Consider the following 23,819-nt stretch of genomic DNA (forward strand, 5'->3'; position numbering starts at 1 on the left):
CTAGAATATGAACCAGATTACCAACTTCATGAACCCGGTCGCGAAGCCCGAAACCTTCGACATGATCAAGATCGGCATCGCGAGCCCGGAGCGCATCCGCTCGTGGTCGTTCGGCGAAATCAAGAAGCCCGAAACGATCAACTACCGCACGTTCAAGCCCGAACGCGACGGCCTGTTCTGCGCGCGCATCTTCGGTCCGATCAAGGATTATGAATGCCTGTGCGGCAAGTACAAGCGCATGAAATACAAGGGCATCGTCTGCGAAAAATGCGGTGTCGAAGTCACGGTGACCAAGGTCCGCCGCGAACGCATGGGCCATATCGAGCTCGCCGCGCCCGTCGCGCACATCTGGTTCCTGAAGTCGCTGCCCTCGCGCATCGGCCTGCTGCTCGACATGCAGCTCAAGCAGCTTGAGCGCGTCCTCTATTTCGAAGCCTATATCGTTCTCGAACCCGGCCTGACGCCGCTCGAGAAGTTCCAGCTTCTGACCGAGGACGAACTGCTCGACGCGCAGGACGAATATGGCGAGGACGCCTTCTCGGCCGGCATCGGCGCCGAAGCGATCCGCGTGCTCCTCGAAGGGCTCGACCTCGAACAGGAACGCGTCGATCTGATGGAAGAGCTGGCGACGACCAAGTCGGAGCTGAAGCCCAAGAAGATCATCAAGCGTCTGAAAGTCGTCGAAAGCTTCATCGAATCGGGCAACCGTCCCGAGTGGATGATCCTCGAAGTCATTCCGGTCATCCCGCCCGAACTGCGCCCGCTGGTGCCGCTCGACGGCGGCCGCTTCGCGACGTCGGATCTCAACGACCTGTATCGCCGCGTCATCAACCGTAACAACCGTCTGAAGCGCCTGATGGAGCTGCGTGCGCCGGACATCATCGTCCGCAACGAAAAGCGCATGCTGCAGGAAGCCGTCGACGCGCTGTTCGACAACGGCCGCCGCGGCCGTACGATCACCGGTGCCAACAAGCGTCCGCTGAAGTCGCTCAGCGACATGCTCAAGGGCAAGCAGGGCCGCTTCCGTCAGAACCTGCTCGGCAAGCGCGTCGACTATTCGGGCCGTTCGGTCATTGTGACCGGTCCGGAACTCAAGCTGCACCAGTGCGGCCTGCCGAAGAAGATGGCGCTCGAACTGTTCAAGCCGTTCATCTATGCGCGCCTCGACGCCAAGGGTCTGTCGATGACCCTCAAGCAAGCGAAGAAGTGGGTCGAAAAGGAACGCAAGGAAGTCTGGGACATCCTCGACGAAGTCATTCGCGAGCACCCGGTCCTCTTGAACCGCGCCCCGACGCTCCACCGCCTCGGCATCCAGGCGTTCGAACCCGTGCTGATCGAGGGCAAGGCGATCCAGCTTCACCCGCTGGTCTGCGCCGCGTTCAACGCCGACTTCGACGGCGACCAGATGGCCGTGCACGTCCCGCTGAGCCTCGAAGCGCAGCTGGAAGCGCGCGTGCTGATGATGTCGACCAACAACATCCTCAGCCCCGCGAACGGCAAGCCGATCATCGTTCCGTCGCAGGACATGGTCCTCGGCCTCTATTATCTGTCGATGGAACGCGAAGGCGAACCGGGCGAGGGCATGCTGCTGGCCGACATGGCCGAAGTACACCAGGCGCTTTACACGGGCGCGGTTACGCTGCACTCGAAGATCACCAGCCGCGTTCCGCAGACCGACGAAGCCGGCAATGAATATCTGCGCCGCTTCGAAACAACGCCGGGCCGCATGCTGATCGGCGAATGCCTGCCGAAGTCGCACACCGTGCCCTTCGACGTCGTCAACCGCCTTCTGACCAAGAAGGAAATCGGCGACGTGATCGATCAGGTCTATCGTCACACCGGCCAGAAGGAGACGGTGCTGTTCGCCGACGCCATCATGGCGCTGGGCTTCCGCCACGCGTTCCGTGCCGGCATCTCGTTCGGCAAGGACGACATGATCATCCCCGACGCCAAGGAAAAGCTGGTCGACGAGACCCGCGCGCTGGTGAAGGATTTCGAGCAGCAGTATCAGGACGGCCTGATCACGCAGCAGGAAAAGTACAACAAGGCGATCGACGCCTGGTCGCAGTGCGGCGACAAGGTCGCGAACGCGATGATGGACGAAATCCGGGCGACGCCGAAGCTCGACGACGGCCGGCTTGCTCCGGTCAACTCGATCTACATGATGGCGCACTCGGGCGCGCGTGGTTCGCCGGCGCAGATGAAGCAGCTTGCCGGCATGCGCGGCCTTATGGCCAAACCGTCGGGCGAGATCATCGAAACGCCGATCATCTCGAACTTCAAGGAAGGCCTGACCGTTCTCGAGTATTTCAACTCGACCCACGGTGCCCGTAAGGGTCTGGCCGACACCGCGCTCAAAACTGCGAACTCGGGTTACCTGACCCGCCGTCTGGTCGACGTGTCGCAGGATTGCGTTGTGATCGAGGATGATTGCGGTACGACCCGCGGCATGGAAATGCGCGCGATCATCCAGGGCGGTTCGACGATCGCCTCGCTGGGCGAGCGTATCCTGGGCCGCACGACGCTCGAGGATGTTGTCGACAAGGACGGCAATGTCATTGCCCCCGTCGGCACGCTGCTCGACGAACCCACGGTCGCCAAGATCGAGGAAGCCGAAGTGCAGGCGGTGAAGATCCGCTCGCCGCTGGTCTGCGAAGCCAGCCTGGGCGTCTGCGCCAAATGCTACGGCCGCGACCTTGCGCGCGGTACGCCGGTGAACATCGGCGAAGCGGTCGGCGTCATCGCGGCGCAGTCGATCGGTGAACCGGGCACGCAGCTGACGATGCGGACCTTCCACATCGGCGGTGCTGCGCAGGTCAACGAACAGTCGAACCTTGAAGCGATTTCGGACGGCACGATCGAATATCGCGACATGGAAACGATCGTCGACCAGCGCGGTCGCCGTCTGGCGCTGTCGCGTTCGGGCGAAATCGCGGTCATCGACAGCGAAGGCCGCGAACGCGCGACGCACAAGCTGCCCTATGGTGCGCAGATCATGCACAAGAATGGCGAGAAGGTGAAGAAGGGCGACCGGATTGCCGAATGGGATCCGTTCACCATGCCGCTCATCACCGAAAAGAACGGCATCGTGAAATATCAGGATCTGGTCGATGCCAAGACACTGACCGAACAGGTCGACGAAGCGACAGGTATCGCCCAGCGCGTCGTGATCGAATATCGCACCACCGGTCGCGGCAAGAAGGAAGACCTTCAGCCGCGCCTGACCCTGCTCGACGATGCTTCGGGTGAAGCCGCGCGCTATCTGCTCGCGGTCGGCACGATGATCTCGGTCGAAGACGGTCAGGAAGTGAAGGCGGGCGACGTTCTGGCCCGTGTCACCCGCGAAGCGTCGAAGACGCGCGACATCACCGGCGGTCTGCCGCGTGTTGCCGAGCTGTTCGAAGCGCGCATTCCGAAGGACAATGCGGTCATCGCAAAGCTTTCGGGCCGCATCGAATTCGTCAAGGATTACAAGGCGAAGCGCAAGATCGCGATCGTTCCGGAAGAGGGCGATGCGGTCGAGTATCTGATCCCGAAATCCAAGGTGCTCGAAGTGCAGGAAGGCGACTATGTGAAGCGCGGCGACGCGCTGATCTCGGGCTCGCCGAACCCGCACGACATCCTCGACGTGATGGGTGTCGAAGCGCTGGCCGAATTCCTCGTCGCGGAAATCCAGGAAGTCTACCGACTGCAGGGCGTGAAGATCAACGACAAGCACATCGAGGTGATCGTTCGCCAGATGCTGCAGAAGGTCGAGATCACCGACGGCGGCGACACCACGCTGCTGCCGGGCGAACAGCTCGATTATCTGGAGATGATGGAATATAACGCCAAGCTGCCGAAGAACGGCAAGCCCGCCGAAGGGCGCCCGGTTCTGCTGGGCATCACCAAGGCGAGCCTGCAGACGCGCAGCTTCGTCTCGGCGGCATCGTTCCAGGAAACGACCCGCGTCCTCACCGAAGCGTCGGTGCAGGGCAAGGTCGACTCGCTGATGGGCCTCAAGGAAAACGTCATCGTCGGCCGCCTTATCCCGGCGGGTACCGGCGCGGCGATGAACCGCATCCGCGTCACCGCCTCGTCGAAGGACGCGGCGCTGCGTGCCGCCATGCGCGCCGCCAATGAAGCGCATCTCATCGCGCCGCAGACCGCGGCCGAAGAGCATGCCGCCGAACTGGCGCAGGGCCCCGAAGCGGCGATGGGCGACGATCCGCTCGGCGCGGTCGAAGGGGAAACCCACGGCACCGACGCCGATGCCGGCGATTATCTGATCCAGAGCGACGAGGACTAAGTCCTCGCGCCCCGGGGCCGCAGATACGCCACCGAAGAAAAGCCCCACCGGAGCGATCCGGCGGGGCTTTTTCTTTATCCTTGAGGGTTTCTGCGGGGATGCCGCCTGCGCCGCTATCAGCTCGCGCCGACCTCCAGCCCGCGCTGGACGGCCGGGCGCGCAAGGCCGCGGTCGAGCCATGCCTGCACATGTTTGAAGCGATCGAAACCGACGATGTCGGCCGCGTCATAGAAACCGATCAGGTTGCGCACCCAGCCAAGCATCGCGATATCGGCGATGCTGTAATCGGCGTCCATCACCCAGTCCCGGCCATCGAGCCGCGCGTCGAGGACGCCCAGCAACCGCGCCGATTCCGCCGCGTAACGATCGCGCGGGCGCTTGTCCTCATAGTCGCGACCCGCGAATTTGTGGAAGAAGCCGAGCTGGCCGAACATCGGTCCCATGCCGCCCATCTGCCACATCACCCACTGGATCGCTTCGTAACGCCGGTTCGCCTCGGCGGGCAGGAACTGGCCGGTCTTGTCGGCGAGATAGATCAGGATCGCCCCCGATTCGAACAGCGCCAGCGGGGTGCCGTTCGGTCCGTCGGGATCGTAGATCGCGGGAATCTTGCCGTTCGGATTGAGCGAAAGAAAGGCCGGGTCGTGGCTTTCGTTGGCCATGATGTCGATGCGATGCGCTTCATAGGGCAGGCCGCATTCCTCGAGCATGATGCTCGGCTTGACCCCGTTCGGGGTCGGCGCGGTGAAAAGCTGCAACCGCTCGGGATGCTGGGCCGGCCATTTGGCGAAGACGGGATGCACCGCGGTCATGCGCCGGCCTCCCGCTTCAGATGTTCGTGGTGGCGGATCACCTCGTCGATGATGAAGCGCAGGAATTTCTCGCTGAATTCGGGATCGAGGTCGGCCTCGCGCGCCAGCGCGCGCAGCCGTTCGACCTGCCGTGCCTCGCGGTCGGGGTCGGCGGGGGGCAGGTCGATCTTCGCCTTGAGTTCGCCGACCGCCTTCGTCACCTTGAACCGTTCGGCGAGCATGTAGACGAGCGCTGCGTCGATATTGTCGATGCTCTGGCGGTAGCGGCTGAGTTGATCGTCCATGCGCGGCTCCTCTTGCGTCGGGCACGCTTGGCACCGGCGGGGGGCGGGTGGCAAGCCGAAAGTCGTTGCAAAATTGCAGGCGCACGGCCAAGGCAGCCCGTGTCATGACTGCCGAAATCCATCAGCTCCACGGCGACCGTCCGCCCTCGCTCGATCCGATGATGGCGCTTGTCGCCGCCGACATGAACGAGGTGAATTCGGTCATCCTCGACCGGATGCAGTCCGAAATTCCGCTCATTCCCGAACTCGCCGGACATCTGATCGCGGGCGGTGGCAAGCGGATGCGCCCGATGCTGACGCTCGCCTGCGCGCAGTTGCTCGACTATCCCGGGCGCCGCCATTGCAAGCTCGCCGCCGCGGTCGAATTCATCCATACCGCGACCCTGCTCCACGACGATGTCGTCGACGGATCGGACCTGCGCCGCGGGCGCAAGACCGCGAATATCATCTGGGGCAACAGCGCGTCGGTGCTCGTCGGCGATTTCCTGTTCGCGCGTTCGTTCGAACTGATGGTCGAGGACGGCTCGCTCAAGGTGCTCAAGATCCTCAGCCATGCTTCGGCGGTGATCGCGGAAGGCGAAGTGAACCAGCTTTCGGCGCAGCGCCGCGTCGAAACCAGCGAGGACCAATATCTCGCGATCATCAACGCCAAGACCGCCGAACTGTTCGCCAGCGCCTGCAAGATCGCCGCGGTCGTTGCCGAGCGGGACGAGGCGACCGAGGCAGCGCTCGACGCTTACGGCCGCAATCTGGGCATCGCCTTCCAACTCGTCGACGATGCGATCGACTATGTTTCGGACGCCGAAACGATGGGCAAGGGGGTCGGTGACGATTTCCGCGACGGCAAGGTCACCCTGCCGGTCATCCTCGCTCACGCGCGCGGTAGCGCCGAAGAACGCGAATTCTGGAAGCAGGCCATCGTCGGCCACCGCGCTTCGGACGACGATCTCGCCTATGCGACCTCGCTCCTGCTCAAGCACGACACGATCGCCGACACGCTGGCGCGCGCGCGGCATTATGGTCAGCGCGCGGTCGATGCCATCGGGGGCTTTCGCAGCAGCCAGGCCAAGGCGGCGCTGACCGAAGCCGTCGCCTTTGCGGTCGCCCGCGCCTATTGAGGCGGCGATGACGACCGCCGGGCCCTTCCTGCCCATCGACGCGGTGCTGCCCGACATCATGGCGGCGCTGCTCTTGAAGCCCAACGCCGTCGTCGTCGCGCCGCCGGGCGCGGGCAAAACGACGCGCGTCGCGCCGGCCCTGCTGCGCGAGCCATGGTGCAAAGGCGCGGTGTGGCTGCTCTCGCCCCGGCGCCTCGCGGCGCGGGCGGCGGCCGAGCGCATTGCCGAGGAAATGGGCGAAGCGGTCGGCGGGACGGTCGGCTATGCGACGCGGCTCGACAGCAAGCAGTCGGCGGCGACGCGCCTTCTGGTGATGACGCCGGGGCTGTTCCGCAACCGCATTCTTGCCGATCCCGAACTCAAAGGCGTGTCGGCGGTATTGTTCGACGAAGTCCACGAACGCAGCCTCGACGGCGATTTCGCGCTCGCGCTCGCAATCGATGCGCAGCAGGGGCTGCGTGACGATCTGCGGCTCGTCGCAATGTCGGCGACGCTCGACGGCGCGCGCTTCGGAGCGCTGCTCGGCGATGCGCCGGTGGTCAAGAGCGAAGGCAAGAGCTGGCCGCTCGATCTGCGCCATATCGGGCGCCGCGCCGAGGATCGGCTGGAAGCGAGCGTGCTTGCGGCGGTGCGTCAGGCGCTGGCCGACGAGAAGGAAGGCGACATGCTCGCCTTTCTGCCCGGCGCCGCGGACATCGAGCGCGCAGCGGCGGCGGTCGAGGCGGCGGGTCTGCCACTCGTGGTTCATCGCCTTCATGGGCAGATCGACCCCGCGATGCAGCGCAAGGCGCTGGTCCGCGACCCCGGCTGCGCGCGCAAGCTGATCCTCGCGACGAGCATTGCTGAAACCAGCCTGACCATCGACGGCGTGCGAATCGTGATCGATGCCGGCCTGTCGCGGCGTCCGCGCTTCGACAAGGCGGCGGGTATCGCGCGACTGGTCACCGAACGCGCGAGTCAGGCGTCGGCGACGCAGCGCGCGGGGCGCGCGGCGCGGCAGGGGCCGGGGGTTGCCTACCGGCTGTGGGAGGCGGCGGCGACCGCCGGGATGCCGCCCTTCGATCCGCCCGAAATCCACGAGAACGACCTGATGCCCGTGGTGCTCGACTGCGCGAGCTGGGGGATCGTCGACCCGCGCCAGCTCGGTTGGCTCGATCCGCCATCGCCCGCTGCGATCGCAGAGGCGAAGGCGCGGTTGCAGGCGATCGGTGCGCTGGGCGAGGATGGGCGGATTACCGCGCATGGCAAGGCGCTTGCGGCGGTGCCGCTACCGGTGCCCCTCGCGCATATGCTGCTCGACGCGGCGGCGGCGGGCGACGGCGATCTGGCAGGGGAACTGGCGGTCCTGCTGACCGAGCCGGGCCTCGGCGGCCGCGGCGCCGATGTCGAGGCGCGGCTGGGGCGGTGGCGGGGCGTCAGGGGCGAGCGTGCCGAGGGTGCGCGGCGGCTCGCGCGACGGCTTGCCGGGGTTGGCGAGCGATTGGCGTCCGGCCCGCGAACGGACGAAACACGCTCGATCGGCGGCTGGATCGCCACCGCCTGGCCCGACCGCGTTGCGCGCCAGCGGGCCGGCCAGCGCGGCGAATATCTCAGCGTCGGGGGAAGGGCCTACAAGATCGATCCCGTCGATCCGCTTGCTAATGCCGAATGGCTCGCCATCGCCGATGCGCAGGGCCATGCCGCCGGCGTCCGCATCCTCGCCGCTGCGCCGATCGCGGCGGCCGAGGTCGAGGCGATCTTCGCCGATCGCATCGTCCAGCAGAGCGCAAGCGTCTATGATGCCGCGAGCGACCGCGTCGATCACCGGCGCGAGCGGAGACTGGGCGCGATCGCGCTGTCAAGCGGCAAGGCCGGGCGCGATGCGGGGGCGGAGGATGATGTGGCGGTCCGGCTTGCCGCGGTTCGCGACAAAGGGCTGGGGCTGATCGGCTGGGGGCCGGCGGCGCAGGCGCTGCGCCAGCGCGCGTCCTTTGCCGGGCTCGACGCGTTGTCGACGGGCGCGCTCGCCGACAGCCTCGACCTGTGGCTTGAACCGTTGCTCGATGGCGCGCGCGGGCTGCGCGATATTGGCGATCGTCGGCTTACCGATGCGCTGATGGGGTTGCTCGACTGGCCGGCGCGGCAATTGCTCGAAAAGCTCGCTCCCGCCGATTACACCACCCCCGCAGGCAGCCGTCACGCGATCGATTATGGCGCCGAGGGCGGCCCGACGGTCAGCGTGCGGGTGCAGGAAATGTACGGGCTGGCGCGCCATCCGACCGTCGGCGATCCGCCGATACCGCTTGTCCTGGCGCTAACCTCGCCCGCGCACCGTCCGATCCAGACGAGCCGCGACATCGCGTCGTTCTGGAGCGGAAGCTGGCGCGAGGTCGCGAAGGAAATGCGCGGCCGCTATCCCAAGCATAGCTGGCCCGACGATCCGGCGACCGCGCGCCCGACGTTGCTGACCAAGGCGGCGCAGGCGCGGCGCGATGCGCAATAGCCCCCTTTTCGCGGCGCGACAGAGCCGCTAAGGCGACGGCATAGCAATCCAGTCAGGGACTCTCCGATGAAAGCGCGTATTTTCCAGAAGCCCAAGAATGCGATGCAGTCGGGCCGTGCCGGCACCCACCGCTGGTTCCTGGAATATGCCCCCGCCGAAGCGCGCAAGGCCGATCCGCTGATGGGCTGGGCGGGTAGCGGCGATACGCAGCGGCAGCTTCGTCTGAGCTTCGCAACGCGCGACGAAGCGATTGCCTATGCGGCGAAGAACGGGATCGAGGTCGAAGTCATGCCGACTCCGGTGCGCACGCTCAAGATCCAAGCTTACGCCGACAATTTCCGTTGATTGATCGTCGTCCCCGGGTTTGCGGGGGCGACGCGGGCCATTCGCCTGTCGGCGCTTATTCCGCGTCGGGCTGCAACAGCTTGTGCAGGTGGACGACGACATATTTCATCTCGGCATCGTCGACCGTGCGCTGCGCGGCGGCGCGCCAGGCCTTTTCGGCCGACTTGTAATCGGGAAACAGGCCCACGACGTCGAGGTTCGACAGGTCGACGAAATCGAGGCCCTGCGGATCGCTGACGCGCCCGCCGAACACCAGATGCAGTTTGCTCATTTTCAGGTTCCTTGCCGCTACGGCGTGGGGAAGGGAGAGGCCGAGGCCCCTAACAGCACCGCGCCGTCCGGGCAAGTAGGCCCGGCATAGGCTTTAGTCGGATTTGCGACCCTTCGGAAGCAGCGAACCGAGCAGTGCGCCGATCGCGGCGGCACCGGCGAGCAGCGTCAGCGGCTGGTCCTTCGCGATGTCCTTGAGCTTGCCGTTGGCGCGGGTCGCCTGCGCCTTGCCCTTTTCATAGGCGTGACCGGCGGCTTCGCGCGCGGCGTCGGCCTGTTCGCGTCCCTTTGCGGCAAGCTCGCTCGACGCAGCGCGGGTGCGGTCTGCGAGGTCGCTGGTCGCGGCGCGGGCGCGGCCATAGCCTTCCTGGATGCGCGCCTTGGCCGCCTCGGCGGTGGCACGCGCATTTTCCGCGGTTTTCTCCGCAAGTTCACTCGCTTTTGCCTGCGCGTCGCGGGCGGTTTCACCGAAGGGCTTCATCATCTTCCTCCATTTGTTCGATATCTTCGGCCGCGCCCGCGGTAGCGGGACGCAGCCGGTCGGCAAGATCGCTCGCCACATTCTGGATGCGCCGCGCGAGGCGGGGGGCATGCTCCTTGATCGGCTCGCGCAGGAGCCACAGCGTACCGGCGACCGCGGCCAGCGCGATCGGCAGGCGGTTGCTGCGAAATTCATCGCGGACCGCCTGCGCGGTGTCGTCGACCTTTGCCTGCAAGCGATATTTGCCGCGATCGATAAGCGCGCTCGGTTTCAAGGCGGCGCGCACCGTGTCGGCCTGACGCCGCAAGGCCGTGCGCTGCAGCATCGACCGGCGCAGCGCGTTGACGAGGCGGTTGCGGGCGGCGGACATCAGTCGTCACTCCCTTGCGGTGACAGGTCGCTGCGCAGGGCAAGCTTCACATCGCCCGCACTTCGCTTTGCGCGCCAGCCGGCGAAGCCCGCGAGCCCGATGAGCGCCGCGACCACGATCAGCGTCGCGAGCAGCGGGCCGACGTGCGGCGCGAGCACCAGGATCGCGCCGAAGGCAACCGCGAGCAATGCCACGAGCAGCGCGCAGGCCGCGACGAAGCCCCACGCCGACGCCCATTTGACCCCGTGCGAGGCCAGCGCACCGCGCGCTTCGAGAAGCGCCAGTTCCGCCTGCACCGTCTGCTTGGCATCGTCGACGAGCTCGCGGACGATATCTTCGAGCGGTACCGGCGGCGGCGTGCTGGGCGGCCCGTCGGGCGCATAGCCGTGGCTGACGCCGCCGAAGCCGTGCGGATCGGACGCCGATGCAGAGGTCGGTGGAGGGGTCGGTTTCTGTGCGGGCAAGGGGCGATCAGTCGTTGCTCGACCCGCCCTTGAGCATACGGGCCAGCACGAAGCCGATCACCGCCGCCGCACCAACCGCGACCGCCGGGCTCTTCTTGACGAAATCGCGGGTCGCACCCGCCAGTTCGTCGAGATCCTTCTGATCGAGGGACGAGGCAAGGCCGGCCACCGTGGTCGCGGCGGAGCGGGCATAATCGCCATATTGCTTGCCGAATTTCGAATCCACCGTGTCGGCGCTATCCTCGAGCATCTTGGCGAGGCTGCCGACGGTTTCGGCCGCCTTGTCCTTGCCCTTGGTCGCGGCTTCGCGCGCCTTTGCCGATGCCTGATTGGCAAAGCTCGTCGCATCTTCCTTGATCGATGCGGCCTTCTTCGACGCTTCGGCCTTGATCGTGTCGCGGGTCACGGCGAGCTGGTCGCGGATCGGATGATCCTTTGCCGCCGCCTTCGCCTTCGCGGCCGGCGCTGCCTTGGTGGCGGCGGGCTTTGCGGGTGCCTTGGGGCGGGGAGCTGCCTTCTTGGTCGCGGGAGTAGCGGCTTTGGCCATCACATCGTCCTCTTCATTCTTGTTGGGGGCGCGCACGCGTCGCGCCGTCCGCGGTCCTACCTCAATCTATATAGCAAGCGCGGCGATTTGGTTCCATAGCGCGCCGAAAATCCCGTGAAATTCCTATGCGACGTGTTGCTTTGGCGGCGGGGCGCCGATAACAGGCGGGCGCCTTTCCAATCGGCCGCCCTTTGGCCCCGCAGCAGGACCCGACCCATGACCGCCATCATCGACATTCACGGCCGCGAAATTCTCGACAGCCGCGGCAATCCGACCGTCGAAGTCGACGTGCTGCTGGAAGACGGCAGCTTCGGCCGCGCCGCGGTTCCCTCGGGCGCCTCGACCGGCGCGCACGAGGCGGTCGAACTGCGCGACGGCGACAAGGGCCGCTATCTGGGCAAGGGCGTGACGAAGGCGGTTGCCGCCGTAAACGGCGAGATTGCCGAGACGCTGATCGGCCTCGATGCCGAAGATCAGCGTGAGCTCGACATGGCGATGATCGACCTCGATGGCACGCCCAACAAGGGCCGCCTCGGCGCCAATGCGATCCTGGGCGTCAGCCTGGCGGCGGCAAAGGCCGCGGCCGATGCGCGCGGCCTGCCGCTCTACCGCTATGTCGGCGGCGTGTCGGCGCGCACGCTGCCGGTGCCGATGATGAACATCATCAACGGCGGCGAACATGCCGACAATCCGATCGACGTCCAGGAATTCATGATCATGCCCGTCGGCGCCGGCAGCATCGCCGAAGCCGTGCGCTGGGGCAGCGAGATTTTCCACACGCTGAAAAAAGGCCTGTCGGCGAAGGGCCTCGCCACCGCGGTTGGCGACGAAGGCGGCTTCGCCCCGAACCTCGCGTCGACGCGCGCTGCGCTCGACTTCATCGCTGCGTCGATCGATCAGGCGGGCTTCAAGCTTGGCAGCGACGTGGTGCTGGCGCTCGACTGCGCCGCGACCGAGTTCTTCAAGAACGGCAAATATGAGATCAGCGGCGAAGGCCTGTCGCTCAGCCCCGAACAGATGGCCGACTATCTTGCCGCGCTGGTCAAGGATTACCCGATCAAGTCGATCGAGGACGGGATGAGCGAAGATGATTTCACCGGCTGGCAGGCGCTGACCGACCTGATCGGCGACAAGTGCCAGCTCGTCGGCGACGATCTGTTCGTCACCAATCCGGTGCGGCTGGAGGAGGGCATCAAGACCGGCCTCGCCAACTCGCTGCTCGTCAAGGTCAACCAGATCGGCACGCTGTCGGAAACGCTCGACGCGGTCGATATGGCGCACCGGGCGCGCTACACCGCGGTGATGTCGCACCGTTCGGGCGAGACCGAAGATGCGACGATTGCCGACCTCGCGGTCGCGACCAACTGCGGCCAGATCAAGACCGGCAGCCTCGCGCGTTCGGACCGGCTAGCAAAGTACAATCAGCTCATCCGCATCGAGGAAGAACTGGGCGACATGGCACGCTATCCGGGGGCGGCGATTTTCGGGTAAAGGGAGCCCGATCAGTCACCAGTCACGCGTCGTCCCGATTTTTGTTGGGATGGCGCGCCGGGACGACGCGAATGCGGCGATGCCGCCTTGACGCCGCGAATCAACTCTGATTCAAGAACCGAAATGACGCAGCGCCACAAATTCCGTAAATCGATAAGCCGGGCGGTTGGGCCGACGGTGGCGCTGATCGCGGTGCTGGCGATGATCGGCTATATCATTTTCGGGCCCACCGGCCTTTATGCGTGGGGCGATTACGGCCAGTCGGTCGAAAAGAAGCGCGTCATCCTGTCCGAGCTCACCAAGAAGCAGAACGAGCTGCAGAACCGGGTGAACCTGCTCGGGCGACAGCGCGTCGATCCCGATCTGGCCGACGAATATGTTCGCGAAAAGCTGGGCGTGATGCACCCCGACGAGATCGCCATTCCGATGGACCCCGCGGAAAAGCCCGCGGCCCCCGCGCCCAAGGCCGACGGCCAGCGCTGACCGGCGCTTTCCCACCGATAAATGCATAGGTAGCCACGCAGTCGCGCCATGCCCGCGGGGCGTTGCCAAGCGGGGCGTCGCTCTCCTATAGGGGCCTTGCCGTAACGGCCAAACGCAAAGGATATCGCCTTGGCAAAAGCACCCGCGCGCAAGACTGCCGCGCCAAAAAAGACTGCATCCACCCCAGCTGCCGCGAGCAATCGCGAAACCCCGCGCGAGCCCGTCCCCTATGCGGCGACGCCCGAAGAGCTCGAGAAATTCTATCGCGAGATGCTGCTCATCCGCCGCTTCGAGGAAAAGGCGGGCCAGCTTTACGGCCTCGGCCTGATCGGCGGCTTCTGCCACCTTTATATCGGGCAGGAAGCGGTGGCGGTCGGTCTGCAGTCGGCGCTCGATGGCGACAAGGACAGCGTGATCACCGGCTATCGCGATCATGGCCATATGCTCGCCTATGGCATCGATCCGAAAGTCATCATGGCCGAACTGACCGGGCGCGCGGCCGGCATCTCGAAGGGCAAGGGCGGCTCGATGCACATGTTCAGCGTCGAGCATAAATTCTACGGCGGACACGGCATCGTCGGCGCGCAGGTCGCGCTGGGCACCGGGCTTGCCTTCGCGCACAAATATCGCGGGGACGGCGGCGTTGCGATGGCCTATTTCGGCGATGGCGCTGCGAACCAGGGCCAGGTGTACGAAAGCTTCAACATGGCCGAGCTGTGGAAGCTGCCGATCATCTTCGTGATCGAGAATAACCAATATGCGATGGGCACCAGCGTCAACCGCTCGTCGGCCGAGGACCAACTCTATCGCCGCGGCGAGAGCTTCCGCATTCCCGGTATGCAGGTCGATGGCATGGACGTGCTCGCGGTGCGCGGCGCGGCCGAGGCGGCGCTCGAATGGGTGCGCGCGGGCAAGGGACCGATCCTGCTCGAACTCAAGACCTATCGCTATCGCGGCCATTCGATGTCGGACCCCGCCAAATATCGCAGCCGCGAGGAAGTGCAGGCGGTGCGCGACAAGAGCGACGCGATCGAGCATCTGAAAAAGGCGATGATCGACGCCGGCATCGGCGAAGATCGCATCAAGGACATCGACAAGGAAATCCGCGCGGTTGTCGCGGAATCGGCTGACTTCGCTGAAAGCGCGCCCGAACCCGATCCGTCCGAACTTTATACCGACGTGCTGGTGGAGCAATATTGAGATGGCCATCGAATTGAAGATGCCGGCGCTGTCGCCGACGATGGAAGAAGGCACGCTCGCCAAGTGGCTCGTCAAGGAAGGCGACGCGGTCAAATCGGGCGATATTCTCGCCGAGATCGAGACCGACAAGGCGACGATGGAATTCGAAGCGATCGACGAAGGCACGATCGCGCAGATTCTGGTTCCCGAAGGGACCGACAATGTGAAGGTCGGCACCGTGATCGCGACGATTTCGGGCGAAGGCGAAGAAGCGGCTCCGGCGCCCGCGCCTGCCGCCGCTCCGGCACCCACCGAGGCTCCGGCTCCGGCCGCCACTCCCGCTCCGGCGGCCGAAAAGCCGGCGCCGGCCATGCGCGCCGCCGATCCGTCGATCCCCACGGGCACGGCGATGGTCAAGCTGACCGTTCGCGAGGCGCTGCGCGATGCGATGGCGGAGGAAATGCGCGCCGACGACCGCATCTTCGTGATGGGCGAGGAAGTCGCCGAATATCAGGGCGCCTACAAGGTGACGCAGGGTCTGCTCGACGAATTCGGCCCGCGCCGCGTGATCGATACGCCGATCACCGAATATGGCTTTGCGGGCCTTGGCGCCGGCGCGGCGATGGGCGGGCTGAAGCCGGTCATCGAATTCATGACCTTCAACTTCGCGATGCAGGCGATCGACCACATCATCAACTCGGCGGCCAAGACCAATTATATGTCGGGCGGCCAGATGCGCTGTCCGATCGTCTTCCGCGGCCCCAATGGCGCGGCGAGCCGTGTCGGGGCGCAGCACAGCCAGAATTATGCGCCCTGGTATGCCAGCGTTCCCGGCCTGATCGTGATCTCGCCCTATGACGCCGCCGACGCCAAGGGGCTGCTCAAGGCGGCGATCCGCAGCGAAGACCCGGTGGTATTCCTTGAAAACGAACTCCTTTACGGCCGCAGCTTCGAGCTTCCCGACGTCGAGGATTATGTCCTGCCGATCGGAAAGGCGCGGATCATGCGCGCCGGGACCGACGTCACCATCGTCAGCTATTCGATCGGCGTCGGGCTTGCGCTCGAGGCCGCCGACGCGCTGTCCGGTGAGGGGATCGAGGCCGAGGTGATCGACCTGCGCACGCTGCGTCCGCTCGACACCGAAACCGTGCTCGCCAGCCTCAAGAAGACGAACCGCATGATCGTCGTCGAGGAAGGTTGGCCGACCTGCTCGATCGCCAGCGAACTTGCGATGGTGGCGATGGAACAGGGCTTCGACGACCTGGATGCGCCGGTGTTGCGCGTGACCGACGAGGACGTTCCGCTGCCCTATGCTGCCAATCTCGAAAAGGCGGCGCTGGTCGATGTCCCGCGCGTGATCGCGGCGGTGAAGACGGTTTGCAATCGCGGCTGACATCTCGAACCTGCCCGAACTCCGCTCGTGCTGAGCCTGTCGAAGCACCGTTCTTCGTTCGCAACGTCGAAGTGAAGAACTGCCCTTCGACAAGCTCAGGGCGAGCGGTTCTTATTTGGCGCCGTCTGTTCTATCGCGCGATCGCATGACGGCCGAAACCTCGCCGATTCTCTACGGCTACCCCGACATCCGCGACCCGCGCGTGATGGTCGCGGTGCCGCGCGCGCGGCGCGAGGCGCTGGCGGCGCTGTGGGCGCTCGCGGAGCGGTTGACCAAATTGCTGGCCGATGCGCGCGAGCCGATGATCGGCCAGATCAAGCTCGCCTGGTGGCGCGACATGGCGGGGTTGCTTGCGTCCGATCCCGCCGCGCTGCCGAAGGGCGAGCCGCTGCTCGCCGAATTGCAGCAGAGCTGGGCGGGGCAGGACGGGCTCGATGCGCTGGTCGATGCCGCCGAAGCGGTGCTGCTTGCCGAAGACGCCGCCGCACGGATTGTGGCAGGTGCAGCGTTCGGTGAGGCGCTGTTCGCGCTGTCGGACGGCGCGGGCGGGGCGCGTTGGGGGCTGGTCTGGCTGGCCGGGCGGCAGGAAACGGCGGACGCCGCGGCACAGCTTTTTCGCGATGCCTGTAACCGGGCGGCACCGCCGCGCGGATTGCTCGGCAGCAAGGCTTTGCTGATGCTCGATCGCTGGTCGGCGGCCATCGCGGCGCGCGGCGGCGAACGACGCTGGCGCAGGGAAGGCTTGCTGCTTTTCCGGATCGGCCTGACTGGCCTTTGACGGGCCTTACCGGCCTTTGACCGGAAAGTGTTGTGGCGGGGGTGGAAATGCCGCCCCCGAGCCTCTATCTTGGCGCAAACGAGATAGGGTCGCAGGGGAAATTGCGATGTTTAACGGGCTCGTCGCCTATCTGGACTCGATCAAGGCGCGCGATCCCGCGCCGCGTTCGCGCTGGGAAATTCTGCTCTATCCGGGGCTGCTCGCCGTCGGCATGCACCGCATTGCCCACTGGTTGTTCGAGGCGGACCTGTTCTTCCTCGCGCGCTTCGTCAATCATCTGTCGCGCTGGCTGACGGGCATCGACATCCATCCCGGCGCCACGATCGGCCGCCACCTGTTCATCGATCATGGCTTTGGCGTCGTCATCGGCGAAACCGCCGAGATCGGGGACAATGTATCCATCTATCAGGGCGTGACGCTGGGCGGCACCGACCCCGCGAACGGCATCGGCGGCAAACGCCACCCGACACTGTGCGACGATGTGATCGTCGGGTCGGGCGCGCAGATCCTGGGCCCGGTAATCGTCAACCCGCGCGCGCGCGTAGGCGCCAATGCGGTGGTGACCAAGGATGTGCCCGAAGGCGCGGTGATGGTGGGCATCCCGGCGCGGTCGACCTTGCTCGACGCGACCGAATATGCGCGCGACTTCGTGCCCTATGGCACCCCGTGCAATGAAGCCTTCGACCCGGCGACGCAGAAGCTCGAAATCCTGCAATGTCAGCTCGAAGTGTTGCAGAAGCAGCTCAAGACGCTGCTCGATGAGCGCGCCGCATCGGGTGAGGGCGATGATGCGCCGCGCCGCAAGGGAGGCCGGAAAAGCGCCTGATGGGGACGGTGACGCCCCTTCCATATGCGGGGCGGGCATTGCCGCAACAGACCGGCTTCGACCGCGACGAGCTGATGCGCATCCTCGATCTCTATGGCCGCATGGTCGCAGCGGGGAAGTGGCGCGACTATGCGATGGATTTCCACCGCGACGTCGCGATCTTCTCGGCTTTTCGACGCACAGCCGAACGTCCCGAATATCGCATAGAAAAACGCCCCGCCTTGCGGAGCCGTCAGGGCATGTGGGCCCTTGTTTCCGAAGGCGGGGCAGTGCTTAAGCGCGGGGACGAGCTTTCTAACGTGCTCGCCCCCGTCGAGCGCAAGCTTATGAAGCTGGTTGGGGACGGATCGTAGCGGGCAACTGGTTCGCCACGTCCGCAGGCAGCATGCCGACAACCACCGCCCGGGCATTCTGCCAGAAGGCCGACAGCATCAGCAGCGCCGAACCGATGACGAAGGCCGTGAGCGCGACGTTGAGTTCGACCGCGCCGAAGGTGCGGAACAATTCGGTCATTGCGAACAGCACATAGGCGAGTGCCGAGACGAGTAGCGCGCGGCGATCGATCGCAAGCGCGATCAGCCCGAAGACGATATAAATGCCCACGACCATCACCGCGGCGCCGCTGGTGATATTGTCGCCGCTCGTGACGCCGAGCAGATGGAACACCGGGTGCGCGATCATCGGCGCGGCGAGCAGGTGAAGCCAGAAGGCAACGTCGCTGCGCCGCGTCGTGCGCGTCCGATCGCTGCGGTCCCACCACATGGCGAGCGTAAAGACGCCGACACCGGCGACGAGGATCAGTGCCATCAACAGCGTCTGCGACGGATCGGGCATTCCGACGGCCGAGAGGATCAGCCCGACCGCGGTGGCGGCAAGCGCGGCGGTGCCGGCGGCAATCGTCACGGGTACCATGAACCGCCTCCAGTGCAGCCATGTCGCGCCCGCGGTGACGAAGGCGATGACGCTGGCGATCAGCGCGCCCGTGGTTTCGTTCACATGATTGCCGAAGATCGCCTCGCCATGCTTGACGAGGAAGCCGATCATCGTCGCGGCGACGCCGCCTGAAAAGGCGAGGACGAGCAGGATGCTGGGCAGAGCCATGCGGCGGCGGCGGGTGAAATATTCGGCGAGCAGCCACGCCGACCCGGCGACGAAGACCCCCGCGAGCGCCGGATGGATCGATTCGCCGATCCACGCCACGGCGACCAGCAGGATCACCGCGGCAATGCTGACGAAAATATCGTTGAAACCGGTAATGAGCCGGAAGGATTCCTCATCCGCTCCGGGGGCGTCGCGCAGCGATGCAATATGCGTCCGAAAGGCGGTGGCCGCCTCCGGCGTCAGAACTTTTGCATCGACCGCAGCTTGCAGGTCGCTTTCGCTATACATCGGGGTCGTCCTTCTTAGACCGATCCCCTTGCCCCACGCAGGGTATAGCAAAAGCGTATTGCTGTGTCAATACAGTGGGGCGCCATATCCTCCCTGTCGCGAAGCGATGGGGAGGGGGACCGCCCGAAGGGTGGTGGAGGGGCCGAGCGCAAAAAGCCCGCTACGTTCCCCGCCCCTCCGTCAGCCCTGCGGGCTGCCACCTCCCCACCGCTGCGGGGCAGGGAGGAGCAACCATTCAGCCGAGCGCCTGCAAGGCCTTCATCACCACCATCGACTGTTCGCTGCCCGACTGGGGCACGATTTCGCCGGTACGGTCGATGATCTTGTCCCACGCGGCGGCGACGCCTTCGGGCGTGCGCTGGTCTTCGGGCAGGGCGACGCCCGGGGTCGCCGTGATATAGGCGGCGTGATAGGCGCCTGCGCCCGCGCCGACGATCATGTTCGACGGCGCATCTTCGCTCACCAGGAACAGCGCGGCCGGCGCGACATTTTCGGGGGTGAATTTTTCGAACAGTTCAGGCGGGAAAATGTCTTCGGTCATGCGCGTGCCCGCGACCGGCGCGATCGTGTTGCAGCGGATGTTATATTTCGCGCCTTCGAGATGCAGCGTCTTGGTCAGACCGGCAAGGCCGAGCTTCGCCGCGCCATAATTGGCCTGGCCGAAATTGCCGTAGAGGCCGGTCGACGAAGCGGTCATCAGGATGCGGCCATAGGCCTGGTCGCGCATCAGATCCCAGCACGCCTTGGTGACGTTGGCGCTGCCGAGCAGATGGACCTGCACGACGAGGTTGAAATCCTCCATCGTCATCTTGGCAAAGCTCTTGTCGCGCAGGATCCCGGCGTTGTTGATCAGGATGTGGACGCCGCCCCATTCCTCTTTCGCCTTGGCCACCATTTCGACCATATGCTCATATTCGGTGACGCTGCCGCCGTTCGACATGGCGGTGCCGCCCGCGGCGCGGATTTCCTCGACGACCTGCAGTGCGGCGTCCGAATGGCCGGTGCCATCGCGCGCGCCGCCGAGGTCGTTGACGACGACCTTTGCGCCGCGCCGGGCGAGTTCGAGCGCATAGGCGCGGCCCAGGCCGCCGCCGGCGCCGGTGACAATGGCAACGCGGCCGTCAAATTTGATCGTCATGCTGATCTCCCATGAGGGGCGTCCCGCGAAAGGTTGCCCAAGAAAACTGGCACGTCCTTAACCGCTCGCGGCGGGCAGACAAGGGGGGAGGGGCAATTTTGGCGGATGCAACAAAATGCCGACTGTCATCGAAATGTAACGGAAATGACGTGCGACTGTCATCTGATCGTCATAACAGCGCCACCGGATCGTCACCTTTTCGCAATGGAGCCTTCTGCATGCGTCCGACCCTGACCGCCGCCCTGTTGGCGACGACGATGTTCTGCATCCCCACGACCGCGCATGCGCAGGCGATGAGTGCGGAGGAAGCCGCAGCGCTGCGCGCCGAACTGGCTGCCCTCAAGGCCAAGGTCCAGACGCTCGAAGACCGGCTCGATGCCGCGACCGCGCCGGGCGCCGTTCCATCGGGCACGGCGACCGCAGCAACGCCTGCGCCTGCCCCGGCAACGGCCGCGGGAGCCCCTGCGAAACCCGGCGCCGACATCGCGTGGAAGGGCGCGCCCGAGATCAAGACCGCCGACGGCTGGAGCTTCAAGCCGCGCGGCCGCATCCAGCTCGATCTTGCCAGCCTCGACGCGCCGCCGGGGGTCACCGACACGCATGGCGGCCTGGCGACCGAATTCCGCCGCGTCTATCTGGGCGTCGACGGCAAGATTCCGGGCGGAATCAGCTACCGCGTCGAGGCGGATGTCGCGAACAGCTCGGTCGAACTGACCGACGTCTATCTGACCTATGGCACCGGCCCGCTCTCGATCACCGCCGGGCAGATCAAACCTTTCTGGTCGCTCGAGGAAATGACGAGCGATCTCTTCACCAGCTTCGCCGAACGCGCCGCCTTTACCCAAGCCTTCGGTTTCGAGCGGCGCGTCGGCCTGTCGGGCCAGTACAAGGGCAAAGCGCTGCTCGTGCAGGGCGGGGTGTTCGGCGACAATGCCAACGACCTGCTGAGCGATTCGGACAATAGTATGAGCGTCGACGGCCGGTTGGTGTGGATGCCCCGCTTCGGCGATACCCAGCTTCACCTCGGGGCGTCGGCGCACTGGCGCAAGGCGAATGACGGGCCGAGCGCGGTGCGTTACGCCGCGCGGCCCTTTGTCCACACGACGAACAGCCGGCTTGTCGACACCGGCACATTCACCGCGACGAGCGAGCGCGGACTGGGGCTTGAGGGCGCATTGATCGCCGGCCCCTTCCACGTCGCCAGCGAAGGCTTCTGGCAGACCTCGCGCCGCCCTGGCCTTGCCGACCCGACCTTCTTTGGCGGCTATGCCGAAGTCGGCTATGTGCTGACGCGCGGCGATCGCCGCGGTTACAAAGACGGCAGCTTCGACCGGCTCGTGCCGTCGCGCCCGATCACCGCGGGCGGCCCCGGCGCGATCGAGATCAACGCCCGGTACGACCATCTCGACCTCAGCGATGCGGGGATCACCGGAGGGCGCCAGCGCACGCTGGGCGTCGCGGTTGTGTGGGCACCGATCCCCTATCTGCGCCTGACCGCCAATTACGGCCATCTGATGTACGACGATGCCGCGATCGGCAGCACGAGCGGCGACCGCAACTATTCGGCCGACGCCTTCGGCCTGCGGACGCAGATCGACTTCTGATTGGGGGAGTCTGCTTTGGGGCGGGGAGCTGACCTTGCGCCTTGTGTAATCCTCGGCCAGAATCCACGAATGACAGAGGATCGGGTTCGCTTGCGAGCAAGCATTCAGTTTCTTTCGATGGAAGAAGGCGGTCGAAGTTCACCGCTGTTGGGCGGTGGCAGCTACAGGCCTAACCACAACTTCTTCGGCCCGGACGACCGCGAGATGTGCATGGGTTTCATCGAGTTACCTGAGGGCCAGCAAGTAGCGCCTAACGATACCATCCAAACAGAAATGACACTCCGGATTTATCCAACTGTTAAGCCCGAAATTAGCGTCGGTCGGCAGTGGCGCATTCAAGAAGGCGCTAGGCTGGTGGCGGTGGGCACCATACTTGAGATACTGGATCTCGTCGCGTGAATGTCCGCAACCGGTCGATACTGTTGAAAAAGTCGACCGCCGCACGGCGCCCGTCGAATTACAGTAATAATGATTCATGAAGTCTCGGCTGCGCGAACGATCGATGCGCATAAGCAACTAGCTTGATTCTAATATTGCTCGCCAAAACCCCTTTCGGACTTTTTCAACAGCATCGGTCGGAAGCCGTCAATTACAGAGCCGCCCCGCAAGCGAATCTTCTGCCCGATCAGACGCTTTTCCCCGCGTCGAGCGCATAGCCTGCGGATCGCACGGTCCGGATGATGTCGGCGGTGCCGGGCAGGTTGATCGCCTTGCGCAGGCGCCGGATATGGACGTCGACGGTGCGCAGTTCGATGTCGCTGTCCTGGCCCCAGACGCTGTCGAGCAATTGTCCACGCGAAAAGACGCGGCCGGGATGCTCCATGAAGTGGCGCAGCAGGCGAAATTCGGTCGGCCCCATGCTGACCACCTGACCGCCGCGGACCACCTTGTGCGCCACCGAATCGAGCTCGATGTCGGCATAGGCCAGGATCTCGCCGGCCAGCGCCGGGCGCAGGCGGCGCAGCACCGCGGAAACGCGCGCCACCAGTTCGCGCGGGCTGAACGGTTTGGTGACATAATCATCGGCACCGGTTTCGAGGCCGCGGATGCGGTCCTCTTCCTCGCCGCGCGCGGTCAGCATGATGATCGGCACATTCGCCGATTTCGGGTTGCGGCGCAGGCGGCGGCACACCTCGATCCCCGGCAGGCTTTCGATCATCCAGTCGAGCAGGACGATGTCGGGCACGCGTTCCTCGACGAGGACGAGCGCCTGCTCGCCGTCGGGGGTCTGGCGGACCGAAAAACCTTCGCGGGCGAAATGCCAGACGATGAGTTCGGCGATCGCCTCGTCATCCTCGATCAGCAGCAGGTCGGGCTGCGGCATCAGCCTTGCTCCTTCTCCGCCGTCGCGCTGTCTTCGGGCGTTTCGCCGCGTTCGCGCTCCTCCATCCGCTCACCGGTGACGACATAATAGACCATCTCGGCGATGTTGGTCGCATGGTCGCCCATGCGTTCCAGATTCTTGGCGACGAACAGCAGATGCGCGCTCTCGGTAATATATTTCGGATTTTCCATCATGAAGGTGACAAGCGTGCGGAAGATGCTGTTGTAGAAATCGTCGACATTCTTGTCGCGCACCGTGACCCGCACCGCGAGGTCGGCGTCGCGCGCAGCGAAGCTGTCGAGCGCGTCGTGGATCAGCTCGGCGACGATCGCCGACATCGACATCAGCACCGGGATCGATTCGATCGATCGCGTCTGGTCCATCAGCGCAACGCGCTTGGCGATATTCTTCGCATAGTCGCCGATCCGTTCGACGACCGACACGATCTTGAGCGCCGCGATCATCTCGCGCAGATCGTCGGCCATCGGGGCGCGGAGCGCGATCGTCTGCACCGTGAGCTGTTCGACTTCGGCTTCGAGAGCGTCGATCTTCTTGTCGCCCTCCACCACTTGCGCCGCGAGGGCGAGGTCGCCCTTGCTGAGCGCGGTCATGGCCTGGAGCAGCGCCTGTTCGGCGCGCCCGCCCATTTCGCTGATCAGGCCGCGGAGGCGATTGATGTCCTCGTCGAACGCCTTGACCGTATGATCGTTCACAACTGCCATCGTTCTCGTTCCTGTCCTTCTTCGCCCGCGC

24 protein-coding genes are annotated in these 23,819 nt (G+C 65.2%); 13 read left to right on the forward strand and 11 right to left on the reverse strand.

Annotation, left to right across the window (positions count from 1 at the left end; all coding sequences use genetic code 11):
• Positions 1 to 7: 7 nt before the first annotated feature.
• Positions 8 to 4,288 (forward strand): DNA-directed RNA polymerase subunit beta', encoded by a 4,281-nt coding sequence (rpoC, locus tag MU856_RS03550; protein ID WP_058812020.1) that lies wholly within the window; start codon positions 8 to 10, stop codon positions 4,286 to 4,288.
• A gap of 116 nt (positions 4,289 to 4,404) precedes the next feature.
• Here rpoC and MU856_RS03555 read toward each other — a convergent pair whose 3' ends face one another.
• Complete coding sequence (locus MU856_RS03555; protein WP_263588384.1) at positions 4,405 to 5,100, reverse strand: glutathione S-transferase N-terminal domain-containing protein; 696 nt, start codon at positions 5,098 to 5,100, stop codon at positions 4,405 to 4,407.
• On the reverse strand, positions 5,097 to 5,438 hold the full coding sequence (locus tag MU856_RS03560) for a chorismate mutase (RefSeq protein ID WP_255265974.1): 342 nt from the start codon (positions 5,436 to 5,438) through the stop codon (positions 5,097 to 5,099). The genes MU856_RS03555 and MU856_RS03560 overlap by 4 nt, the downstream gene beginning before the upstream one ends.
• 50 nt (positions 5,439 to 5,488) lie before the next feature.
• On the opposite strand from MU856_RS03560, the gene MU856_RS03565 reads away from it, so the two are divergent.
• The 3 genes from MU856_RS03565 to MU856_RS03575 all read left to right on the forward strand — a co-directional run bounded on the left by MU856_RS03565 (position 5,489) and on the right by MU856_RS03575 (position 9,329).
• Complete coding sequence (locus tag MU856_RS03565) at positions 5,489 to 6,502, forward strand: polyprenyl synthetase family protein (protein ID WP_263588385.1); 1,014 nt, start codon at positions 5,489 to 5,491, stop codon at positions 6,500 to 6,502.
• 7 nt (positions 6,503 to 6,509) lie between these two features.
• Positions 6,510 to 8,984: an ATP-dependent helicase HrpB gene (gene hrpB / locus MU856_RS03570; protein ID WP_263588386.1), complete on the forward strand. Its 2,475-nt coding sequence runs from the start codon at positions 6,510 to 6,512 to the stop codon at positions 8,982 to 8,984.
• A 66-nt stretch (positions 8,985 to 9,050) separates the two neighbouring features.
• Positions 9,051 to 9,329: an ETC complex I subunit gene (locus MU856_RS03575; protein WP_263588387.1), complete on the forward strand. Its 279-nt coding sequence runs from the start codon at positions 9,051 to 9,053 to the stop codon at positions 9,327 to 9,329.
• Between the two features lie 55 nt (positions 9,330 to 9,384).
• Here the strand turns inward: MU856_RS03575 and MU856_RS03580 are convergent, their stop codons facing one another.
• From MU856_RS03580 to MU856_RS03600, 5 genes are all read right to left on the reverse strand, one after another.
• Positions 9,385 to 9,600 (reverse strand): DUF4170 domain-containing protein, encoded by a 216-nt coding sequence (locus tag MU856_RS03580; protein ID WP_003039127.1) that lies wholly within the window; start codon positions 9,598 to 9,600, stop codon positions 9,385 to 9,387.
• Positions 9,601 to 9,693: 93 nt separating this feature from the next.
• Positions 9,694 to 10,083, reverse strand: a complete 390-nt coding sequence (locus tag MU856_RS03585) for a hypothetical protein (RefSeq protein WP_231292842.1) — start codon at positions 10,081 to 10,083, stop codon at positions 9,694 to 9,696.
• The gene (locus tag MU856_RS03590) at positions 10,064 to 10,450 is read right to left on the reverse strand and encodes a hypothetical protein (protein WP_263588388.1); all 387 of its coding nucleotides are present in this window, start codon (positions 10,448 to 10,450) and stop codon (positions 10,064 to 10,066) included. Before MU856_RS03590 ends, MU856_RS03585 begins: the two co-directional genes overlap by 20 nt.
• Complete coding sequence (locus MU856_RS03595) at positions 10,450 to 10,914, reverse strand: phage holin family protein (RefSeq protein ID WP_263588389.1); 465 nt, start codon at positions 10,912 to 10,914, stop codon at positions 10,450 to 10,452. Before MU856_RS03595 ends, MU856_RS03590 begins: the two co-directional genes overlap by 1 nt.
• Before the next feature lie 7 nt (positions 10,915 to 10,921).
• A complete protein-coding gene (locus MU856_RS03600) occupies positions 10,922 to 11,497 on the reverse strand; it encodes a hypothetical protein (RefSeq protein ID WP_040589091.1) in 576 nt (191 codons plus the stop codon).
• Positions 11,498 to 11,677: 180 nt separating this feature from the next.
• On the opposite strand from MU856_RS03600, the gene eno reads away from it, so the two are divergent.
• From eno to MU856_RS03635, 7 genes are all read left to right on the forward strand, one after another.
• Positions 11,678 to 12,952 carry a phosphopyruvate hydratase gene (gene eno / locus MU856_RS03605; protein WP_062902136.1) on the forward strand — a complete coding sequence of 425 codons (1,275 nt, stop codon included), beginning with the start codon at positions 11,678 to 11,680 and terminating at the stop codon, positions 12,950 to 12,952.
• A gap of 123 nt (positions 12,953 to 13,075) precedes the next feature.
• Positions 13,076 to 13,435: an FtsB family cell division protein gene (locus MU856_RS03610; RefSeq protein WP_058812028.1), complete on the forward strand. Its 360-nt coding sequence runs from the start codon at positions 13,076 to 13,078 to the stop codon at positions 13,433 to 13,435.
• A 129-nt stretch (positions 13,436 to 13,564) separates the two neighbouring features.
• The gene (gene pdhA / locus MU856_RS03615; protein ID WP_003039108.1) at positions 13,565 to 14,635 is read left to right on the forward strand and encodes a pyruvate dehydrogenase (acetyl-transferring) E1 component subunit alpha; all 1,071 of its coding nucleotides are present in this window, start codon (positions 13,565 to 13,567) and stop codon (positions 14,633 to 14,635) included.
• Position 14,636: 1 nt separating this feature from the next.
• Positions 14,637 to 16,007, forward strand: coding sequence for a pyruvate dehydrogenase complex E1 component subunit beta (locus MU856_RS03620; RefSeq protein ID WP_263588390.1), 1,371 nt, complete (start codon positions 14,637 to 14,639; stop codon positions 16,005 to 16,007).
• A gap of 145 nt (positions 16,008 to 16,152) precedes the next feature.
• Positions 16,153 to 16,785, forward strand: coding sequence for a hypothetical protein (locus MU856_RS03625; protein WP_263588391.1), 633 nt, complete (start codon positions 16,153 to 16,155; stop codon positions 16,783 to 16,785).
• A 106-nt stretch (positions 16,786 to 16,891) separates the two neighbouring features.
• Positions 16,892 to 17,611 (forward strand): serine O-acetyltransferase EpsC, encoded by a 720-nt coding sequence (epsC, locus tag MU856_RS03630; protein ID WP_263588392.1) that lies wholly within the window; start codon positions 16,892 to 16,894, stop codon positions 17,609 to 17,611.
• Positions 17,611 to 17,964: a DUF2794 domain-containing protein gene (locus MU856_RS03635; RefSeq protein WP_003039097.1), complete on the forward strand. Its 354-nt coding sequence runs from the start codon at positions 17,611 to 17,613 to the stop codon at positions 17,962 to 17,964. The genes epsC and MU856_RS03635 overlap by 1 nt, the downstream gene beginning before the upstream one ends.
• Here the strand turns inward: MU856_RS03635 and MU856_RS03640 are convergent.
• Both MU856_RS03640 and MU856_RS03645 read right to left on the reverse strand, forming a co-directional pair.
• Positions 17,936 to 19,000, reverse strand: a complete 1,065-nt coding sequence (locus tag MU856_RS03640) for a hypothetical protein (RefSeq protein WP_062902138.1) — start codon at positions 18,998 to 19,000, stop codon at positions 17,936 to 17,938. The genes MU856_RS03635 and MU856_RS03640 overlap by 29 nt on opposite strands.
• Positions 19,001 to 19,235: 235 nt before the next feature.
• Entirely contained in the window at positions 19,236 to 20,138 is a 903-nt protein-coding gene (locus tag MU856_RS03645) for an SDR family oxidoreductase (RefSeq protein ID WP_003039091.1), read from the reverse strand.
• A gap of 218 nt (positions 20,139 to 20,356) precedes the next feature.
• On the opposite strand from MU856_RS03645, the gene MU856_RS03650 reads away from it, so the two are divergent.
• Together MU856_RS03650 and MU856_RS03655 are read left to right on the forward strand one after the other, a co-directional pair.
• A complete protein-coding gene (locus tag MU856_RS03650; protein WP_263588393.1) occupies positions 20,357 to 21,742 on the forward strand; it encodes an OprO/OprP family phosphate-selective porin in 1,386 nt (461 codons plus the stop codon).
• A 69-nt stretch (positions 21,743 to 21,811) separates the two neighbouring features.
• Positions 21,812 to 22,141, forward strand: a complete 330-nt coding sequence (locus tag MU856_RS03655; protein ID WP_202988262.1) for a hypothetical protein — start codon at positions 21,812 to 21,814, stop codon at positions 22,139 to 22,141.
• A 226-nt stretch (positions 22,142 to 22,367) separates the two neighbouring features.
• Here the strand turns inward: MU856_RS03655 and phoB are convergent, their stop codons facing one another.
• Entirely contained in the window at positions 22,368 to 23,066 is a 699-nt protein-coding gene (gene phoB / locus MU856_RS03660) for a phosphate regulon transcriptional regulator PhoB (RefSeq protein ID WP_003039086.1), read from the reverse strand.
• A complete protein-coding gene (gene phoU, locus MU856_RS03665) occupies positions 23,066 to 23,779 on the reverse strand; it encodes a phosphate signaling complex protein PhoU (protein WP_003039083.1) in 714 nt (237 codons plus the stop codon). The genes phoB and phoU overlap by 1 nt, the downstream gene beginning before the upstream one ends.
• Positions 23,780 to 23,819: the final 40 nt, after the last annotated feature.

This window comes from Sphingopyxis sp. GC21, from assembly GCF_025727575.1.
Classification (GTDB): domain Bacteria; phylum Pseudomonadota; class Alphaproteobacteria; order Sphingomonadales; family Sphingomonadaceae; genus Sphingopyxis; species Sphingopyxis terrae_A.